Source organism: Gluconacetobacter asukensis (genome assembly GCF_014174375.1).
Classification (GTDB): Bacteria; Pseudomonadota; Alphaproteobacteria; order Acetobacterales; family Acetobacteraceae; genus Gluconacetobacter; species Gluconacetobacter asukensis.
Genome location: NZ_JABEQE010000006.1, coordinates 55,557 through 75,204, shown reverse-complemented (window position 1 = coordinate 75,204; position 19,648 = coordinate 55,557). Strand labels below are relative to the sequence as shown.

Genomic DNA, 19,648 nt, shown 5'->3' with positions numbered 1-19,648 from the left:
GACCGGCCAGAGTCCCCAGATCAAGCGGCGCGTCAAGTCCGCGCCCCACGCATCAGGCCCGCGAGCGGTTACGACAGGCTCGCCGCCACATGCCGGCCAATCCCCGCGAACACATCGGCAAACTGCGCATCGGTCGGATTACCGCCACGCGTATAGACGACCATGATCACCGGCCCACCCGTCCCGGGCCACCCGATGGCGATATCACCGGCAATATCCCTGCCGTTATTCCCCGTCTTGTCCCCCACGACCCAATCGCCGGGCAGTCCCGCGCGCAGCCGGTTCTTTCCGGTCTGGCAATTGACCAGCCAACTCTTCAGCGTGGCGCGCGACCCGTCCGACAGCACGTCGCCCAGGACAAGCCGCCGCGCGATCCCGGCCATCGCCAGGGGGGTCGTCGTGTTGCGCACACCCCCCAGCGGTGTGCGGTTGAGATAGGGCTCGATATCGTCAAGGCGCGTCACATCGTCGCCAATCGCCCGCCAGAAACGCGTCAACGCAGCCGGACCGCCGACACGCGCCAGCAGCTTGTTGGCGCAGACATTGTCGCTGAATTCGACCGCCCCGGCGCACATCTCGCGCACCGACAGGGCCCCCCGGCCCAGATTCGCCTTTGCGACCGGGGCATACATCGTCCCCATGTCCGCAGCCGTAAAGGCGATGACCTCATCCAAATCCGCCGTGCCCTGGTCGACACGCGCCAGCATGCACGCCGCCAGCGACGCCTTGAACGTGCTGCACATGACGAACCGTTCGTTCTGCCGCCAGGAAAATGTCTTTCCGCTGGAGACATTCGCGGCAAAAACGCCAGCCCGCCCACCGGTCGCCTGCTCATACGCCGCAATCGGACCGGGCGCCGGCGTCCGCGCGGAAGCCGGAGAAACGAACAGGGCCGAAGCAGATTGAAGAAAAGCGCGGCGTTGCATACGTGTCACCCCGTCAGGTCCGGCCCTTATCGCAGCGCAAATCCCAGCACATCCAGCGCCTCACGCAGTCGGTCGCGTCCGCTCAGCGATTGCGGACCGGCGACGCGGCGCAGCATGACGTCCGACCACGCACGGGGCGCCAGCCCCTGCTCGCACTGAAAAGCCTCGTCGGCCCCGTCATACCGGCCGATCGCCTCACCCTCGCCTGCGATATCGTAACGCTCGCGATGCAGCACGACCGATTGCGGCAGGCGCGGCTTGATCGCGGCGGGCCGGTCCGGGTCCGGATGGCCGACGCACATGCCAAAGACCGCCATGCAGCGATCCGGCAGCCCCAGTTCGCGCGCCACCTGTTCGGGATGGTTGCGCAGCCCCCCAATATAGACGATCCCCAGCCCCTGGGCTTCCAGAAAGGCGGCGGCATTCTGCGCCGCCAGCGTCGCATCGACGACGCCCACAAGAAAGGTTTCCAGATAATCCAGCCCTTCGGTGGCATGGGCCCGGGCCTCACCCATCCGCGCCAGCCGCGACAGATCGACCAGCCACGCCAGAAACAGCGGGGCCTGGCGAATATGCGCCTGCCCACCTGCCAGTTCCGCCAGCCGCCCGCGCCGCTCGGCATCCTTGACCGCCACCACGCTCCACACCTGAAGGTTCGACGAAGTCGAAGCCGACTGGGCAGCCGCCACCGCCCCGTCCAGCACGCTCTCCGGGACCGGATCGGGCCGATAGGCCCGCACCGAACGATGCGCCATCAGATGGCGGAGCATCGCCTCGTCCGGCAGGCCGCCCGGCGCCATTCCCGCGCGGTAACGCGCCGCCCACAGCGCCGCCAGACTGGCAGCGTCAGACAGCATAGTCGCGGATCGTCACGAATCGGGTGTCCAGATAGGCATCCAGCGCCTCGCTGCCGCCTTCCGAGCCGTAGCCGGAATCACCAATCCCCCCGAACGGCACTTCCGGCAGCGCCAGCCCCAGATGATTGACCGTCAGCATCCCGGCCCGCACCTCATCGCGCAGGCGGGCGGCCGTGGGGGCGGCACCGGTAAAGGCATAGGCCGCCAGCCCGTATGGCAGGCGATTGGCCTCGGCCAGCGCCTCGTCCAGCGTATCGAACGGGTTCATCAGCGCCACCGGGCCGAACGGTTCCTCGTTCATGATGCGCATGTCGGTGCTCAACTCGGTCAGCACCGTCGGCGCGAAGAAATAGCCGGCATTGCCGATCCGCTGCCCGCCGGTCACGATCTTCGCCCCCTTGGCCGTCGCATCGCCGATCAGGCTTTCCATCGCATCCACCCGCCGGACATTGGCCAGCGGGCCCATTCTTGTATCGGGCTGCAACCCGTCGCCCACCCGAATCTCCTTGGCCACGGCAGCGAACCGCTCCACGAACCGGCCGAAAACCGGACGTTCCACCAGAAAACGGGTGGGCGAGACGCAGACCTGCCCGGCATTACGGAACTTCGCCGCCGCCAGCGTCGCCGCCGCATGGTCGATATCGGCATCGGCGCAGATAATGGCCGGCCCATGGCCGCCCAGTTCCATCGTCGCGCGCTTCATGTGCGACCCGGCCAGCGCGGCCAGCATCTTGCCCACCGCAGTCGAGCCCGTGAACGTCACCTTGCGGATCGCCGGATGGGCGATCAGCGTCTCCGAGATCTCCGACGGCGTGCCATAGACCAGCCCGATCACCCCCGCCGGCACCCCGGCATCGGCAAAGGCCCGGATCAGCGCGGCCGGCGAGGCCGGCGTTTCCTCGGCGGCCTTGACGATGATCGAACAGCCGGTCGCCAGCGCTGCGCCGACCTTGCGCACCACCTGATTGACCGGGAAATTCCAGGGCGAGAACGCCGCCACCGGCCCGACCGGGCTGCGGATCACCGCCTGGCTCACCCCCACGGCCCGCGACGGGATCAGCCGTCCATAGGCCCGGCGCCCTTCCTCGGCCAGCCAGTCGATCGTATCCGCCGCCCCCAGCAATTCCGTCCGTGCTTCGGCCAGCGGCTTGCCCTGTTCCTGGGTCAGGACCGGAGCAATCTCGTCCACGCGCCCCCGCAGCAGCGTCGCCGCCTGACGCATGATCCGATAGCGCTCGAACACCGACATGCGGCTCCAGAGCGCGAAACCGCGTTCGGCAGCCGCCACGGCGGCAGCCAGGTCGGGCTGGCCGGCATGGGCCACGCGCCCGATCACCTGCTCGGTCGCGGGGTTGACGACGTCGATAAACCGCCCGTCCCGCGCCGCGGTCCACTGGCCGTCGATAAACAGCAAGGTATCCGGATAAGACGACATGTCAGGGGGCCTCCAACAATTGGACGAATTGGCGCGGGAGCTTGCAGCATCCGCCCCCGCCGGTCAAAGGGCCTGCATTGGACATCCCGCCGGCAGCCTACCGTCCGGCCCACGCCTCGCGGATGGCGGCCCGCCCCCATCCCGGCGGCAGGGCCAGCGCCCAGTCCAGCGCCTGTCCCGCCTGCACGCTGTTGCGGCGGATATAATCACGATTGTCGGGAAACAGCACGCTGCGCCATTCGGTCAACAGCACGCGCAAGGCCAGCCGTGCCACGACCAGATCGAACAGCAAGTCGATTTCCGCCGGCTCCGGCACCATCACCGTCGCAAACCCCGCCAGCATCGCCGTCACTCCGGCCAGCGGGTCACGACCACTCCCCATCTGGTAGGACGCGGCAACCGCCAGATCATTGATGCGCGGGGCGAACACCGCATCGCCGAAATCGACAATTCCCGCCACCCGCTCGGCATCGTCGGCGGCCACCAGCAGGTTCGATCCGTTCAGATCATTATGGATCGGCTGCCGGGGCAACGCATCCACCAGCGGACGCACCCGCCCCCGAAACATGTCGAGAAACCCCGCCATCGCCCGCCGGCGCGCCGGCTGCGGCACATGGGGCAGCAATCCGCCCAGAGCATCCACCTGAAGCGAATCCCACAGGACGGCCCGCGCCTGCTCGGGCGGGGCCATGCCCTGCAACGCTCGCGCCATCAGCCCGACCGCCCGCCCCGTACCATGCGCCAGACGTGGCGAGCCGGCACGCCCGCCCATCGGCACACCGTCCACCCACCCGACCATGCGCGCCATCAACCCTTCCGCGCCCGGCATCGTCAGGATGGCGATGCCATCCCCGCCCAGGGCAGGAACGATCCCGGCCAGTCCGATCTCGGTCACCGCTCCGGCCAGACGCTCCATGACGCGCGAGACAAACGCCGCATCCTCTTCCGTCTCGCTCGCGTTCATGATTTTCAGCACCGTCCGGCGGCCGTTCCCGTCGCACAGCAGGAAATTGGCATCGCGCTCCCCCGGCAGGGCAGTCGCGGACACCTCCATGCCATAGACGCTCCGCGCGATCTCGCGCGCCTGCTCCAGACTGATGTCAGGGCGGGCACGGCAGAACTGGGCAAAAGCCCCCTCCAGACCGGGCGGCACCTCATCCGTCCTTGCCATCAGGCTTTCAGACATGCTGGCCGCCATTGATGTGTATCTCGGCCCCATTGATATAGGACGAGGCCGGGGAACACAGGAAATAGATCGTCTCGGCAACCTCGCGCGGCGCCCCCAGCCGCTTCATCGGCACGTCCGACGCCACAAGCTGGTCCGTCCCCGGCGACAGGATCGCGGTCGAGATCTCGCCGGGCGCAATCGCGTTCACGCGCACGTTCCGCTGCCCCAGCTCATGCGCCATTTCCCGGGTCAGCGCCGCCAGTCCAGCCTTGGACACCGCATAGGCCGCGCCGGCAAAAGGATGAACGCGCGATCCCACGATCGAGGTCACATTGACGACCGAGCCGGCGGCAGCCTCCAGCTCCGGCGCCAGCGCCCGCACCAGCAGCGCGATCGAGACCAGATTGACGTTCAGCACGCTGCTCCATACCGACAGGTCGCTGTCCAGCACGCCCAGCCGCCCCCCATCCGGTCCCTTGGGCGAAATGCCGGCATTGTTGACCAGCGCATGCAGCCGGCCGTCCGGCAGACGGGCCCGCACATCTTCCGCCAGCCGCTCGATGCCCGACAGGTCGCTCAGGTCGGCGGTAATATGGCTCATGCGCGCGGCAGGCCATGCGCAGGCCGGGTCGAATGGCTGTCGGGATACGGTCAGGATGCGCCATCCCCGTTCCTGGAACAGCTTGACCGTCGCATGACCGATCCCCCGGCTGGCACCGGTCAAAAGCATGATCGGCTGATGATCCGCCACCTTCGTTCCCTCCGCTGATCGCGGAAGGATCATGGGCCGTCTCCATCCCCCCGGACAAGGGCCATGGCATGCGGATCGGCACAGGCGTGACCGGGGAGCCGGTCAGCCCCTCTCAGGCGGCAGCGATTTCCAGCGCCCGACGGGCCATGGCCAGCGCCCCCTCGCGGCTGGCCGCACCGCAGATAAAGCGTGCCGGATGGGCAAAGACCGTGTCGGCAATCCCCGAGACCTCGGCCAGCGCCCGGCCTTCCAGCCCGCCCCAGGCCTCCGGCAGCGGCACGCGCTGCCCGAACTCACCGCGCGCCGGCGGCACGGCCTTGACGTTCCACTGGCCGCCACCGGCCGGCGAGACGACATAGACGACCGGCAGCTCGCGCTCGAAAATCACCTTCTCGGCCGGCATGCCGGTCTCCAGCACCAGAATGCGCTTGTCGTCGGCCTGCTCGTAGGCCCCCAGCACGCGATCCGTGGCCTTCAGGCTGGCCCGCGCCCGATCGACGACGCCGACCAGATACCGGCCGACAATCGCGGCCGCGTCCGCGAAGGCCGACATCTCGCGCCTTCCGGCCTCTTCAACGCCATAACGTTCGGCGGTGTCCCACGGCGCGCCGCAGGTCGACACGATTTCCGCCAGCGACAGCCGGCCCATCTTCGCCACGCCATTATCGTCCTGGTCGACGGGGATGATCAGTGCCTTGTCGACGGCCTGCCAGATGGCGGCTTCCATCGCCTCCTCCACGGGCTCATCCAGGATGTTGCGGATCGCCGCCAGGCCGTAATCCTTCCACAGCAGCCCCGCCGCGCTATACGGCGTGCCGTCCTCGCGCAGCGGCTTGTTCTTCATGTGGTGATCGTACCGCCCGGCGGCGGGGTCGTACACGCCACCGACATCGAACACGATATCCGCGGCCTGGATCTGCCCCGGCACGCGCGAGCGTACGAATGTCAGCCGGTCATCCGGCTGCGCGCCCAGAACCCGCGCCCGCAGGTCGCCCCGCGGCGCAAGCGCATAATGAAGGATGACGTAACCCAGCGTCTCGTCAGCATGAAAATTGCCCGAATGGGTCAGCGCCCTGACGGGCGCCGCCTCATGACCGAGACCGATGGGTGTATGTTCCGTCATATTCTTAAGGACCTGCCGACATTCAGGGGGGATCGTTTCAAGCGCCCCTCATGCCGTACCGGCCGACGCGACACAACACGCCTTCACCGCGCCGCAGGGCTGAACGGGCGGGGTGGATTGACACATATACCCGCCAGACACCTATGCTGGCAGAATGCAGGAAACCAACGAGGATATTCAGCCTGGCCATGGCAATGCCGCATCAGGCTGCCCGTCCCCGGGCGCGCCCCCCGCCGCCATCGCCAATGCCATCCAGTACGCCACCACATGCCTCACCCAGGTTCCGGATCATCCGGAAGCCTTGCTGCTCATGGGCACGATCCATACGTGGCAGGGAGAGTTCGCACAGGCTGTCCCCTTCCTGCAACGCGCCACGACCCTGATGCCCGGCAATGCAGAAGCCTTCAACACGCTCGGCCTGGCATTGCACAAATCGGGAAGAATAGAGGAAGCGATCCGCAGCTTCTGCAAGGCGATCGACCTGCGGCCTGACTTCCCCAGCGCGCTGACACGATTGAAACAGGCCCTGGCCGCCCGCAGTCACGACAAGAACGCGATCGAACAATATCGCGCCACACTGGCAGCCGAAGCCAGCGCCGAGGAGATCGCCCGCCATCGCGCGGCCCTGGTGGCCGACACAACGGATGTGTCCGCCCTCAACGGCCTGGGCAAGGCCTTATGGGCGATCGGACAGCGCGAGGAGGCCGTCGAACAGTTCCGCACCGCACTGACATACACGCCAGCCTGTGCGGAGACGGCACGCAATCTGGTCCAGGTTCTGGTCGAGCTCGAACGCATCGAGGACGCGATCACCTGCTATCGCTCCGTTCTCGAACAGGACCCGAGCCTTTATGCCATCCATGCCGGAACAGGAACGCTGCTGCGAAAAGCCGGACGCCATGCCGAAGCACGGCACCATCTGGAACAGGCCTGCGCGCTGCAGCCCGACGAAGCGCCGGTCCATGCCGTCCTGGCCCTGGTCCTTCAGGAGCTCGGGCGGATCGATACCGCGCTCGCTCACCTGCGCCAGGCAGTCGCCCTGGCACCGGATGAGCCGAATTATTATCTGGGCCTGACACGCCTGACGAAGCTGACGCCCGATGACCCCGCCCTGCCGGCCATGCTGGCGCTTGTCGAACGTGAAGACGCATTCGACGAGACCAGGAGAACGAACCTTCATTTCGCGCTCGGCAAGGCCCTGGCCGATATCGGTCAACATCGTGCGTCGTTCGACCATCTTCTGAAGGCAAACGCCATCCGGCGCCGCGCCGTCCCCTATGACGAAAAACGGGTCGCCAGTGCCGCGAGGGCAGTCCGCGAACATTTCACGCCCGAAGCCATGGCAGCGACCGCCGGGACCGGGCATCCCTCCTCCCGCCCGGTCTTCATCGTCGGCATGCCGCGATCAGGATCGACACTGGTCGAACAGATACTGGCGAGCCATCCGGACGTTTATGGTGCCGGCGAGGTCAGCACATTGACCGACACGCTGCAGGACGCGGCCAGACGCTTTCCGGCCTGGGCGCTGGGTACCTCCCTGGCCTGCCTGAGCGAGCAGGACCGGCATGCCATCGCAGAGGACTATCTGCATCGGCTGGACAGGCTGGCGACCGACTGGACGGGCGCCCATCCCCCCGCCCGCATTTCGAACAAGATGCTGGATAATTTCTTCCATATCGGAATCATTCGGCAATTATGGCGCAATGCGCGCATCATCCACACATTTCGTGATCCGATCGATACGTGCCTGTCCTGTTTCTCGATTGCCTTCGACAATCTGGATTTCACGTTCGATCTGGGCGAACTCGGCCGCTATCACCGCCAATATCAGGAACAGATGGCCCATTGGCGGCAGGTCCTGCCGGCCGACACGATACTGGACGTCCGCTACGAAGACGTCGTCGCGGATTTCGCGGCCAACGCACGCCGTATCATCGCCTATTGCGGCCTGCCATGGAACGATGCTTGCCTGCGCTTTCACGAAACCCAACGCCTGGTAAAGACATCGAGCGCAGCACAGGTCCGCAAACCGCTCTATCGCAATGCCGTGGGGCGTTGGCGCCCCGATGACGAAACATTGCGGCCCCTTCTGGATGGTCTTGAAGGTCGCCCATGAAAGGCCGGCGGGAACCGGAACGCGCCTCCCGACAGATCATGAAAAAATCAGTGAAATTCCTGGCCTGAGAAAAGCCCGCCTCCCCTTTCGCGCTCCGCGACGGCAACATGACCGTCCGCACGGCACAGAAGCGGCCCAAGATCGAAACGCGAAAAATCCTGGATGGCAAGCTCGATTGTCGAACGGTGGCCGTGGCAGATCGCGATAAGCGCAATCATCGCCACGACCAGGCCACGAACCGCCTGCATGGAGATGGCAGACGGCGGCTCGGCAAGGCGGCGAAACAGGCCGACCATCACCACACCCAACCCGCCGCCCAGCAGCACCTCCGTGATTGTGTGGGCGCCGAGCGCGACGCGCGACCATCCCAGCACGCAGGCGATCACGACAGCCGCCCCGACCACGACCGGCGTCCGGATCCGCAGCATGGCCAGTAGGCAGCCATAGACCATCGTGCCGGCCATCGTATGCCCGCTGGGACTGTACAGCATCCGGTCCGGTGCCGGGCCGCAGGCCTCCAGCCCCAGTTTCAGGACCAGGGTCAGCGCCGCCCCGCCACCCATCACCACCGCCCAGGCCCATGCCGGGCGCCAGAGACGCAGCGACAGAAGGGCGACGAACACCAGCGCCTCGACCGGAAGAAGGACATCCTGGTCGGCGAGGTCGGTCAGGAAACGCGTCAGCACTGCGTCGCCACGCCCCTGCGCGCGTCTCGGGCCCGATAGAGATGATAAGACAGCAGCGTCTTGGCATCGCTACGCCCGATGCGGGGAATGTCATCCAGTTCGACCACATGCAGCCGGATCGATTCATGTTCGGCCGCATTTCCGGTCCGCCGTCCGTCCAGCGCCCGCATCGCCGCCTCGCCGATCTCCAGGTCCACGGCATAGAGCGTGATCGCTTCGTCGCAGCCGCCGGGCGACAGCCATACCGTCGTCAGCTCCACCATCTGGTCGGCGGATACGGCCAGGTCGGTGCCGACTTCCTCGGCCAGTTCGCGCAAGGCGGTGCTGACCAGCCTCCCGCCCTCCAGCATCCCGGCCGGCAGCGCCAGCAGGTCGGGACAGGCCACGGGCAGGCGCGGCTCGCGGGTCAGGATGGTCCGCGCCGCGTGGCCGGGGCAATGCAGCACCACTAGGACCGAGACCGAATCCCCACGCAACAGCGCGGCGCCCGGCACCTTCCGCCCATCATGCCACGCATCGGCGTCGACCAGGATGAACCCCACCCGCGTCCCGAAAAAGACCACATCCCGCACCACGACACGGCGCAGGTCGAAGCGCGCGGCGGCCTGCTCCAGCCAGCGGCGGAAATGCGGGGCCGCCCGCACGTCGGGCCACCGATCCTCCGGCACACCGGCCGAAAATGCGATCGGGATGTGATCGACCGGCACCATGCGGCTGCCTCCTCCAGAACGGGTCGCGACGTTGCGTGCGCCTGCCTGCCGGAATCCGATTCGTCCGACCGTCTTCCCCGACTTCGCCCACAGGATTGTCCCCATTTCTGTGGATAAATCCAGAGGGCGGCCCGGATCACGGGCTACTCGCCCGCCAGTCGATGCTCGACCTCGCGCCAGAGATGCACGTAGCGCTGCGTATCGAACCGGGGCTTGATGAACATGCGCCGGACCGCGTCGATGCCGGTGGGCGTGAAATAGGCGCGCGGCGGCTCCTCGCCGGCCGCCACCCGCAACAGGCCGCGCGCGACCAGATCGCGGATCGACGCCGGAATGCGCGGCTGGCCCACCTGCGGCCCGCTTTTCCATGTCGGCAGGATAATGCCCTCCGACAGCGAGGGATTGCTGCCGGAATAGGTCCCGAAAGACCAGCGGATGAACCGTTCCTCGGAACGGGTCAGGCCTGTATCGACCATTGGGATGCACTCGCGTTCTTGTTTTTTTTATATGCTTGCACCGGCCGCCTTTTTGGCGGGCCGGACCCCAGTTTCGAGGTCTATATGACCCAAACGCAAGACATTCTTTTCCAAATGATGCGCAAACCCGGCTCTTGACAAAGCATATGGAACGCGGGCCGTCTGCCCGCCCCATCAACGCCCCAGCGAACCAAGCCCCGTCATGCCCGTATCCCCTGCCCCGTCCCGTACCGCCAGCCTGACATGGAAGGACCTGCGCACGCTCGCCCTTGCCGCGCTGGGCGGGGCACTGGAATTCTATGATTTCGTCATCTTCGCCTATTTCGCGAAGATCATCGCCCAGCATTTCTTCCCCGCCAGCCAGCCCGACTGGCTGCGCCAGACCGAGACCTTCGGCCTGTTCGGGGCCGGCTACCTGGCCCGGCCGCTGGGCGGCGTGATCATGGCCCATTTCGGCGACCTGCACGGGCGCAAGAAAATGTTCGCCTTCAGCGTGCTGCTGATGGCCGCCCCCACCCTGCTGATGGGCCTGCTGCCCGGTTTCGACATGCTGGGGGTCGGCGCGCCGCTGGCGCTGCTGCTGCTGCGCATGGCCCAGGGGGCCGCCATCGGCGGCGAGGCACCGGGCGGCTGGGTCTTCGTCGCGGAACATGCCAGCGCCCGGCATACCGGCCTGGCCTGCGGCCTGCTGACCGGCGGGCTGACGGCCGGCATGCTGATCGGCTCGCTGGTCGCACTGGGGCTGAATGCGGCCCTCTCCCCCACAGCGATCGCGGATTGGGGGTGGCGGCTGCCGTTCATCCTGGGCGGCGTGTTCGGGCTGATCGCCATGCGCCTGCGCCGCTGGCTGCACGAAACCCCGGTCTTCGCTGAAATGCAGGCCAGCGACACGCTGGCGCGGCAGGCCCCGCTGCTGGCGGTGCTGCGCGCCAGCCGCCGCGCCATCATCCTGTCGGTGATCGGCACCTGGACGCTGACCGCCGCCATCGTCGTCCTGCTGCTCATGATGCCCGCCCTGCTGCAGAGCCTGCACGGTTTCTCCGCCACCAGCACCATGCAGGCCAGCCTGATCGCCACGCTGACCATCACCATCGCCGCCGTGGCGATCGGGGCGGCGACCGACCGCTGGGGCCTGCGCGGCGTCATCCCGCCGGTCATCGCCCTGCTGGTCGCCGGCGCCTGGGGGCTGTATGCGGTGGCCCCGGCCCATCCGTCATGGTTCCCGGCACTGGCCGCCCTGGCGGGGATCGGCGCCGGCTATGTCAGCCTGGTGCCGATCGCGATGGTGCGGGCCTTCCCCCCGGCGATCCGCTTCTCCGGCCTGTCCTTCTCCTACAACCTCTCCTACGCGGTCTTCGGCGGCCTGACACCGGCCTGCGTCTCGGCCTTGGTGGGGCACGATCCGCGCGCCCCCGCATTGTACGTGATCGCCACGGCCCTGGCGGGCGGCGCCGCGTTGTGGGCCATGCCCGACGTCACGACCCCGCGCCCGTCACCCGACCCCGCCCTTCCGCTCGCCGGGCAGGACGCCACACGGATATAATGGACGACCTCGCCTGTCCGTGCTTAAGAACGACATGGCAAGCATCTCTCCCGACCTGATCGCCCGCCGCATTCGCCAGGGCAGCGGCCAGGAACCACCGGATCTGGTCGTCCGCGACGTCCGGCTGTTCGATCTGGTGACCGGCGCGCTGATCGACACCGATATCGCAATCTGCGGCGACACCATCGTCGGCACTCTGGACCGGTACGACGGCCCCAATGTGCTCGACGGGCGCGGCCGCATCGTCGTGCCCGGCTTCATCGACACCCACCTGCATGTCGAATCCTCGCTGGTCACACCCTTCGAGTTCGAACGCTGCGTGCTCCCGCACGGCGTCACGACCGCGATCTGCGATCCGCACGAAATGGCAAACGTGCTGGGCGTACCGGCACTGCGCTATTTCCTCGACGCCGCCAGCCGCATGGTGATGGACCTGCGGGTCAATCTGTCGAGCTGCGTCCCCTCCTCGCCGGTCGAAACCTCGGGCGCCGTCCTGATGGCGGACGACCTGACGCCATTGATGAACCACCCCAAGGTCATCGGCCTGGCGGAATTCATGAACATGCCCGGCGTGCTGTCCGGCGCGCCCGACTGCATGGACAAGCTGGCCGCCTTCGCCGGCCGCCATATCGACGGCCACGCGCCGCTGATGCGCGGCAAGAAGCTGAACGGCTACCTGTCGGGCGGCATCTCGACCGATCACGAGGCCACCCGCGCCGACGAGGCCCTGGAGAAGATCCGCAAGGGCATGATCGTGCTGATCCGCGAAGGCTCGGTCTGCAAGGATCTGGCGGCGCTGGCCCCGCTGCTGACGGTCGAAACCTCGCCGTTCCTCGCCTTCTGCACCGACGACCGCAACCCGCTGGAAATCGCGCATGAAGGCCATATCGACTTCCTGATCCGCAGCGCCATCGCGCGCGGCGTGCCGCCCCTGGCCGCCTACCGCGCCGCCAGCCTCACGGCAGCACGCGCCTTCGGTCTGACCGATCGCGGCATGCTGGCACCGGGCAAACGCGCCGACATCGTCTTCCTCGACGATCTGGAACGCTGCACGGTCTCGGACGTGCTGGCCGGCGGCCGGCCGATCGCACCGGCGCTGGACCAGCGCCAGCCCATCGCCGCCCCCGGGCGCAACAGCGTCCTCCTGAACCGGCCGGCAACAGCGGACGATTTCATGGTACCCGGCAGCGGCACCGCCCGCCCGGTCATGGGCATCATCCCCGGCCAGATCATCACCGAGTTCCTGACCCTCGACCTGCCCGAAGCGGACGGCCAAACACTCCCCGACATCCCCCGCGACATCGCCAAGGTCGCGGTCGTGGCGCGGCACGGGCTGAACGGCAATATCGGCCGGGGCTTCGTGCGCGGCTTCGGGCTGCGCGACGGGGCACTGGCGTCCTCGGTCGGGCATGACGCGCATAATATCTGCGTCGTCGGCGTCGATGATGCGGACATGGCAATGGCGGTCAACCGCCTGGCCGAAATCGGCGGCGGCTTCGTGATCGTCGAGAACAGAGCGATCCGCGCCGAACTGCCCCTGCCGATCGCCGGCCTGATGAGCGACGCACCTTTCGAGACCGTGCGCACGCAACTGGAAATCCTGCGCGCCGCAACGCGGGACATGGGCGTGACGCTGGAAGAACCATTCCTGCAACTGGCCTTCCTGCCCCTGCCGGTGGTGCCGCACCTGAAAATCACCGATCACGGGCTGGTCGATGTCGGCCGGATGGCAGTCATCGGCTGAATCCAAAGCAGGCCCGACTACCCCACCATCGGTGGCTCGCGCGAAATTGACGCCGCCCGGCAGTCCCCGTTTTCGGGGGACTGCCGAGACCAGCCTTGCCGTCCGGCTGCCCCCAGCCCCGAAAAACGCGCACAGGGCTTGCCAGCACCGCCTTTTTTCAAACAGCCTCCGACGACCATGTTCTGACCCCTCGATCGGACGCCCTCATGCCCTTTGCTCCGGCGGATGCCGGCACGTTCATCACCCGCGCCAGCCCGGCCTATCGGCGCGCCGGACTGGCCCTGTTCCTGGCGGGCTTCGCCACCTTCTCGCTGCTCTATTGCGTGCAGCCGCTGCTGCCGGCCTTCTCCAGCCAGTTCGCCATCGGCGCCGCCAGCAGTTCGCTCTCCCTCTCGCTCTCCACCAGCGCGCTCGCCATCGCCATCCTGCTCGCCGCCGCCCTGTCCGAGCGCATCGGCCGGTGCGAGATCATGACCCTGTCCATGATCCTGTCGGCGCTGCTGAACATCGTCGCCGCCTGGGCACCGGTCTGGCCGGCCCTGCTGGCGGCCCGCATGGCCGAGGGCTTCGTGCTGGGCGGCGTGCCGGCGGTGGCGATGACCTACCTGGCCGAGGAGATCCATCCCGGCGAACTGGGCCTGGCCATGGGCCTGTATGTCGCCGGCACCGCCTTCGGCGGCATGATCGGCCGGGTCGGCACCGGCATCCTGACCGACGCGCTGTCCTGGCGCGCCGCCATGACCATCATCGGCGCCGCCGGACTGCTCGCCGCACTGGGCTTCCTGGCGCTGCTGCCGCCCTCGCGCAATTTCGTCCGCCGGCCGGGGCTGAGCACCCGTCACCATGCCGAGGCCTGGGCACGCCATCTGCGGGACCCGGCGCTGCCGGCACTCTACGCCATTGGCTTCACGGTGATGGGCACGTTCGTCACCATCTTCAACTATGCCGGCTACCGGCTGATGGCCCCGCCCTATAATCTGGACCAGACCAGGCTGGGCCTGATCTTTTCGGTCTATGTGTTCGGCATCGTGTCCTCGTCGGTCGCGGGCGCGCTGTCCGACCGCATGGGGCGCGGACGCGTGCTCACGGCCGGCATCCTGATCATGGCCGCCGGCATCGTGCTGACCCTGGCGCCCGCCCTGCCAATCATCTTCCTCGGCATCGTATTCCTCACGATCGGCTTCTTCACCGCCCACGCCATCGCCAGCGGCTGGGTGGGGCGCCTGGCGCGCACCGACCGCGGGCATGCAACCTCGCTCTATCTGCTGGCCTATTATCTGGGCTCCAGCATCGCCGGGTCGGTCGGCGGCTGGTGGTGGTCCGGCTTGGGATGGAACGGGGTCGCCAGCTTCACGCTCCTGCTGCTGGGCGCGGCACTGGCCGCCGCCGCATGGCTGCGCCGGGTAGCCCGGTCCTGACGAGGGAAAACGCATGACAGCCTATGTTGCCCTGCTGCGGGCGGTAAATGTCGGCGGCACCGGAAAACTGCCGATGACCACCCTGGCCGAACTCTGCACGGCGGCCGGGCTCGCGCGCGTGCAAACCTATATCGCCAGCGGCAACGTCGTCTTCCACAGCGACAGACCCGAAGAACATGTGCGGACAGCGCTCGAGGACCGGCTACAGGATTATTGCGGCAAGCGCGTGGGCGTGATCGTCCGAACCGCGTCCGAAATCGCGGATGTTGTGGCACGCAACCCGTTCCGCGACATGCCGGGCAATCGCGTCATGGCCCTGTTCGTCGACACCCCCCTGCCGGCCGATCCCATGGACGGCGTCACGGGCATGAAAGACGAACAGATCCGCCTGGGACCACGCGCATTGTTCGTCTTCTACCCCAACGGCATGGCGACAACCCGCCTGCGCATCCTCAGCGAAAAGACCGGAACCGCGCGCAACATGAACACGGTCGCCAGACTGGCAGAGATGGCGGCCGCCCTGGAGTAATGAGCGCCCGCCAGTCCTTACGCGGATTGGGCGTTCCGCACCTTCAGAGCAAACAGCGCCACCAGATAAACCAGCAGCCCGCCCACGGACAGCAGGGCTCCACCCATGCCAAGCGCGCCATAGCCGAATTGATGGGCCAGCAGCACGCTGCCCAGCACGGCGCCGAGCGCGTTCGCGATATTGAACGCGGAATGGTTGAGCGACGCGGCCAGGGTCTGCGCGTTGCCGGCAAAATCCATCAATCGCGTCTGCAATGCCGGCCCCAGCGCATTGAAGAAGGTCGGCACCAGAAAGACATCGGCCATCAGGCCGATGCGGCTGTGCAGGACGAACGGCAGGACCAGCATGGTGGCAATACTGCCGACCAGCGCGACCAGCACGGCCGCATTCAGGTTGCGGTCGACAATCCAGGCCCCGACATTCGCGCCCGCCAGCATGCCCGCGCCCCAGACCACCATATAGACCATGACCATCCATTCCGGGACCTGCGTCACATTATGCAGGATGCTGGTCAGGAAGGTGTAGAGCGTGAACATGCCGCCAAAGCCGATGGCCGCCGTCAGCAGCGTCAGCAGGACCTGCGCATTGGCCAGCCCCTGCAACTCCCCCAGCGGCGTCACGGCACGATCAGGCTTGTCCGCCGGAATATACCGCAACACGCCCAGCAGGGTCACGGCCCCCGCCAGCCCGATCACGGCATAGGCCACCCGCCAGCCGAGATGATCGGCGGCGAAGGTCGAAAACGGCGCCCCGATCAGCGTCGCGATCGCAATGCCCGACAGCACCCGGCCAACCGCCCAGCCCCGCCGCGAGCGATCGACCATCGAGGCGCCGATCAGCGCCGAAATCCCGAACAACGCGCCATGCGGCAAGCCGGCGATAAAGCGCGCACCATCGACCAGGGCCGGGGTCGGCATCAGGATGCTCAGAAAATTCCCGCAGCAGAAAAAGACGAACAGCGCCAGCAGAAGCTCCCGACGTGACAGGCGGGCACCGAGAATGGTGAAGAGCGGCGCGCCGACCACCACCCCCAGCGCATAGGCCGTAATGGCATAGCCGGCCTGGGATTCCGACACATGGAGCGACGAGGCGAACTGGGGCAGCATCCCCATGATCGCAAACTCGCCGGTTCCGACAACGAATGTGCCGAATGTCAGCGTCAGGAAAGCCAGGGCCGCGCCATGCGGCGGCGGGATTCGGGCAATGCCGTGCCCGTCCGGAATCATCTCTGTCGACATCGGATCAGTCCAGGATTCTGGTATATTTTACGAAAAGGCAGCCAGGGCGACACGGGCAATGGCGATATCGTCTTCCGTACTGGCGCCGGAAACGCCGATGCCGCCGATTACGCCCCCGCTCCCGTCGCGTATGGTCAGCCCGCCGCCAAAGCTGGTCAGGCCACCATTGGTCTGCTCCAGGGAATAGGCCCCTCCGCCCGGGCAGGCAACCAGGGCGAAATCCGCGCTGTCCATATGGAACAGCGCGGCGGTCTTGGCCTTCTTGTTGCAAACGTCGATGCAGCCGAGCGCGAGTCCATCCATGCGCAGGAAGGCAACCGGGTAAGCCGCCGCGTCCACAATGGACACGCACACAACGACGCCCAGCCGCTCCGCCTCCGCACGGGCTGCGGAGAGCATGTGGGTGGCAGATGAAAGCTGCATGAAAAAGACCTCTGATCCTGTCAGGAAAACGTGCCGGCACTGTAATCCAGACAGGCCCGCAAGGAACGGTCCCATCCCATAAATACGAATTTATTCAATATCGTTGAACTTCCACGCCCACCAGACCATGACCCGTGTCCCCGGGCCCCGGCCGGTTCTCAGGCCACCAGCGTCATCATCGTCCAACTCAGCTCAACCAGCCGCCGCCGGGGCAGCCTGTCGGCCGGGCCGGTAATGCTGATACCCGCCTGCACCAGCCCGTGGTCCCGCCACGGCACGGCCAGGCAGTTCCATCCGGGCCGGGAGGCTTCGAGATCGAGCGCATAACCCCTGGTCCTGACCTGTTCGATCTGGGACAGGAACGCCGCGCTCAGGTTCCTGCCCTGCGACAGCGTCATCCTCTTTTCGACACCAGGGAAAAACGCCAGGAAGACCAGGCCGAGGGCCGATCCTTCCAGCTTGTCACGCTGCCCGAAGCCCGCCCCGTCCATGCTCCAGGCCGGTGTCTCGATCATGTCGAGATACGCGACTTCATCCCCGCTCGGCACGGCCAGCAGCACCGTCGCATCGCAGGCGCGTGCAATCGCCTCCAGCACCGGGCGCACGCGGTCGCGCAGAATGGAATCATCGCCGGCCATGCGCGCGATATTCAGGATACGGTTGCCGAGATGATAGCGCATGTCCCCCGGCACACGCTGCACATAGCCCAGCCGGTCAAGCGTTTTCAGAATATTGTGGATGGTCGTCTTGCCGATCCCCATCTGCTCGTGAATCGTACGCAGATGCGCCCGCCCACCCTCCTGGGCGATAATCTCCAATATCGCGGCGGCCCGCTCGACGGACTGGATCACAGCCGCCCCCGCGGGCCCAGCACCCGTTCAGTGCCCGATATCCGGCAGCCCGTCATCCGCTTCATCCATCAGCGACAGATCCGGCGCGGCCACGGCGCTGCGCACCCCCCAGACGCAGAACAGCAGCGAGACCCCCGCCACCACGATCAGGTCCCACCCATAGGGAATCCACCCATGCCCGCCGAATTGCGGGCTGCCGGCATAGGACAGCGCCGCGATCGTCGGCAGATAGACCATGAACCAGATGGCATGCCGCGCCGCCGCGCGATGCTGCGCCCAGCTATCCTGGCGGCGGCACCACAGATAGAGCGGCAGAAGCAGCAGCATCAGCAGGATGATATCCCCGCTCAGCGGCCAGCGCGCCCAGTACAGCAGCAGCGACGAGAACATGAAGGCCAGCGCCCCCGTCACCCGCATCACCGGCACCCGCACCGGACGCGGCCGATCGGCCAGCGTGCCCCGCAGCGCCAGCGCCGAAATCGGCAGCATCAGGTACGAAATCACGGTGCAGACCGAAATCACCGCCGCCAGGATACCCCAGCCGCGAAAGCAGAACAGGAAGATATAGGCCGCGCCAATGTTGAACCACAGTGCCGGGCGCGGCACCCCGGATTCCGGATGGATCGCCCCCAGCAGGTCGGGCAGCGTGCCGTTGCGCTGCATGCCCAGCGTCATGCGCGTGCTGGACGCCAGATGCGTCGCCCCGGCCCCGCTGGGTGCCAGGAACGCATCGAAATACAGCAGCACCGCCACCCAGTTCAGGTTGAAGGCAATGGCCAGTTGCGCAAAGGGCGAGGAAAAGGACAGAGCCGCCCATCCCCCCGCACCCGGCCGCACCGCCCCCAGATAGGCGCATTGCAGCAGCAGATAGATCACGGTCGCCGTCGCCACCGACCCGATCACGGCAAACGGAATGCTGCGGCCCGGATTGCGCGCCTCACCTGCCAGATTCAGCGGGCTCTGGAACCCGTTGAAGGCGAAGACGATGCCCGAGGTCGCCACCGCCGTCAGCACGCCGGACAGGCCATAGGGCATGAAGCCTCCCGCCTCCGCACCGGTCAGGTTAGCGCCATGGAAGCTGCTGGCCATCAGCAGCACCGCCGTCGTCGCCGGCACGATCAGCTTGAAGACCGTGATGGCGGAATTGAACCGGGCGAAGAAACGCACGCCCCAGAAATTGAGCAGGAAATAGACCACCACCAGCACGGCGGCAGCCGCCAGTCCGCTCGGCGACAGCACCCCGTCATGATACATCCCCCGCGCCCAGGAGAACGGCCAGGAACTCATATACTGCACCGACGCCTCGGCCTCGACCGGCACGACGCTGACGATCGACAGCCAGTTCGCCCCGGCGGCCATGAAGCCGACCAGCGGCCCGTGCGTCAGGTTGGCGTAACGGACCATGCCGCCCGCCACCGGAAACATGCCGCCCAGCTCGGTCGCCATGGCGGCGATGACCAGCGCGATGAACGCCCCCAGCAGCCAGGCCAGGATGGCGGCCGGTCCCGCGGTGGAGGCCGCCCGCTCGGCCCCGAACAGCCACCCCGACCCGATCATGGCACTCAGCCCGGTGAACATCAGTTGCCAGGGTCCAAGGGCACGATTCAGGCGGGACGACACGTTGGGCAAACTCCGGAACGAAGGGATGGGCGAG

The 19,648-nt window shown here is 66.9% G+C and carries 18 protein-coding genes; 5 read left to right on the top strand and 13 right to left on the bottom strand.

The features are described 5' to 3' along the window. Positions 1-68 precede the first annotated feature (68 nt). The 6 genes from bla to HLH35_RS08620 form a co-directional block, all read right to left on the bottom strand. On the bottom strand, positions 69-845 hold the full coding sequence (gene bla, locus HLH35_RS08645) for a class A beta-lactamase (RefSeq protein WP_338029324.1): 777 nt from the start codon (positions 843-845) through the stop codon (positions 69-71). A gap of 107 nt (positions 846-952) precedes the next feature. Beyond that, the gene (locus HLH35_RS08640; protein WP_182978769.1) at positions 953-1,783 is read right to left on the bottom strand and encodes a nitroreductase family protein; all 831 of its coding nucleotides are present in this window, start codon (positions 1,781-1,783) and stop codon (positions 953-955) included. Next, a complete protein-coding gene (locus HLH35_RS08635; RefSeq protein ID WP_182978768.1) occupies positions 1,773-3,218 on the bottom strand; it encodes an NAD-dependent succinate-semialdehyde dehydrogenase in 1,446 nt (481 codons plus the stop codon). The genes HLH35_RS08640 and HLH35_RS08635 overlap by 11 nt, the downstream gene beginning before the upstream one ends. A gap of 97 nt (positions 3,219-3,315) precedes the next feature. Continuing rightward, complete coding sequence (locus tag HLH35_RS08630; RefSeq protein WP_182978767.1) at positions 3,316-4,389, bottom strand: phosphotransferase; 1,074 nt, start codon at positions 4,387-4,389, stop codon at positions 3,316-3,318. 7 nt (positions 4,390-4,396) lie between these two features. Then, positions 4,397-5,170, bottom strand: coding sequence for an SDR family NAD(P)-dependent oxidoreductase (locus HLH35_RS08625; protein WP_220790602.1), 774 nt, complete (start codon positions 5,168-5,170; stop codon positions 4,397-4,399). 79 nt (positions 5,171-5,249) lie between these two features. Next, on the bottom strand, positions 5,250-6,260 hold the full coding sequence (locus HLH35_RS08620) for an MYG1 family protein (protein WP_182978766.1): 1,011 nt from the start codon (positions 6,258-6,260) through the stop codon (positions 5,250-5,252). Positions 6,261-6,414: 154 nt separating this feature from the next. Here HLH35_RS08620 and HLH35_RS08615 point away from each other — a divergent pair, with 154 nt between their 5' ends. Next, positions 6,415-8,376: a tetratricopeptide repeat-containing sulfotransferase family protein gene (locus HLH35_RS08615; protein WP_182978765.1), complete on the top strand. Its 1,962-nt coding sequence runs from the start codon at positions 6,415-6,417 to the stop codon at positions 8,374-8,376. A 47-nt stretch (positions 8,377-8,423) separates the two neighbouring features. Here HLH35_RS08615 and HLH35_RS08610 read toward each other — a convergent pair whose 3' ends face one another. From HLH35_RS08610 to HLH35_RS08600, 3 genes are all read right to left on the bottom strand, one after another. Next, complete coding sequence (locus HLH35_RS08610) at positions 8,424-9,062, bottom strand: phosphatase PAP2 family protein (protein WP_338029319.1); 639 nt, start codon at positions 9,060-9,062, stop codon at positions 8,424-8,426. Continuing rightward, positions 9,056-9,772 (bottom strand): NUDIX domain-containing protein, encoded by a 717-nt coding sequence (locus HLH35_RS08605; protein ID WP_182978764.1) that lies wholly within the window; start codon positions 9,770-9,772, stop codon positions 9,056-9,058. The genes HLH35_RS08610 and HLH35_RS08605 overlap by 7 nt, the downstream gene beginning before the upstream one ends. 143 nt (positions 9,773-9,915) lie before the next feature. Then, positions 9,916-10,248 carry a hypothetical protein gene (locus tag HLH35_RS08600; RefSeq protein ID WP_182978763.1) on the bottom strand — a complete coding sequence of 111 codons (333 nt, stop codon included), beginning with the start codon at positions 10,246-10,248 and terminating at the stop codon, positions 9,916-9,918. Positions 10,249-10,450: 202 nt separating this feature from the next. Between HLH35_RS08600 and HLH35_RS08595 the strand changes: the two genes are divergently transcribed. The 4 genes from HLH35_RS08595 (at position 10,451) to HLH35_RS08580 (ending at position 15,482) form a co-directional block, all read left to right on the top strand. Then, the gene (locus tag HLH35_RS08595) at positions 10,451-11,791 is read left to right on the top strand and encodes an MFS transporter (protein ID WP_182978762.1); all 1,341 of its coding nucleotides are present in this window, start codon (positions 10,451-10,453) and stop codon (positions 11,789-11,791) included. 34 nt (positions 11,792-11,825) lie between these two features. Further along, complete coding sequence (gene ade / locus HLH35_RS08590; RefSeq protein ID WP_182978761.1) at positions 11,826-13,535, top strand: adenine deaminase; 1,710 nt, start codon at positions 11,826-11,828, stop codon at positions 13,533-13,535. 206 nt (positions 13,536-13,741) lie between these two features. Continuing rightward, positions 13,742-14,953, top strand: a complete 1,212-nt coding sequence (locus HLH35_RS08585) for an MFS transporter (RefSeq protein WP_182978760.1) — start codon at positions 13,742-13,744, stop codon at positions 14,951-14,953. Between the two features lie 13 nt (positions 14,954-14,966). Beyond that, positions 14,967-15,482 carry a DUF1697 domain-containing protein gene (locus HLH35_RS08580; protein ID WP_182978759.1) on the top strand — a complete coding sequence of 172 codons (516 nt, stop codon included), beginning with the start codon at positions 14,967-14,969 and terminating at the stop codon, positions 15,480-15,482. A 17-nt stretch (positions 15,483-15,499) separates the two neighbouring features. Here HLH35_RS08580 and HLH35_RS08575 read toward each other — a convergent pair whose 3' ends face one another. The 4 genes from HLH35_RS08575 to HLH35_RS08560 all read right to left on the bottom strand — a co-directional run bounded on the left by HLH35_RS08575 (position 15,500) and on the right by HLH35_RS08560 (position 19,614). Beyond that, positions 15,500-16,720: an MFS transporter gene (locus HLH35_RS08575; protein ID WP_182978758.1), complete on the bottom strand. Its 1,221-nt coding sequence runs from the start codon at positions 16,718-16,720 to the stop codon at positions 15,500-15,502. Between the two features lie 27 nt (positions 16,721-16,747). Beyond that, positions 16,748-17,143 carry a GlcG/HbpS family heme-binding protein gene (locus HLH35_RS08570; protein WP_182978757.1) on the bottom strand — a complete coding sequence of 132 codons (396 nt, stop codon included), beginning with the start codon at positions 17,141-17,143 and terminating at the stop codon, positions 16,748-16,750. Between the two features lie 158 nt (positions 17,144-17,301). Further along, positions 17,302-17,994 (bottom strand): IclR family transcriptional regulator domain-containing protein, encoded by a 693-nt coding sequence (locus tag HLH35_RS20300; RefSeq protein WP_182978756.1) that lies wholly within the window; start codon positions 17,992-17,994, stop codon positions 17,302-17,304. 27 nt (positions 17,995-18,021) lie between these two features. Further along, positions 18,022-19,614, bottom strand: coding sequence for an amino acid permease (locus tag HLH35_RS08560; protein WP_182978755.1), 1,593 nt, complete (start codon positions 19,612-19,614; stop codon positions 18,022-18,024). Between the last annotated feature and the right edge of the window lie 34 nt (positions 19,615-19,648).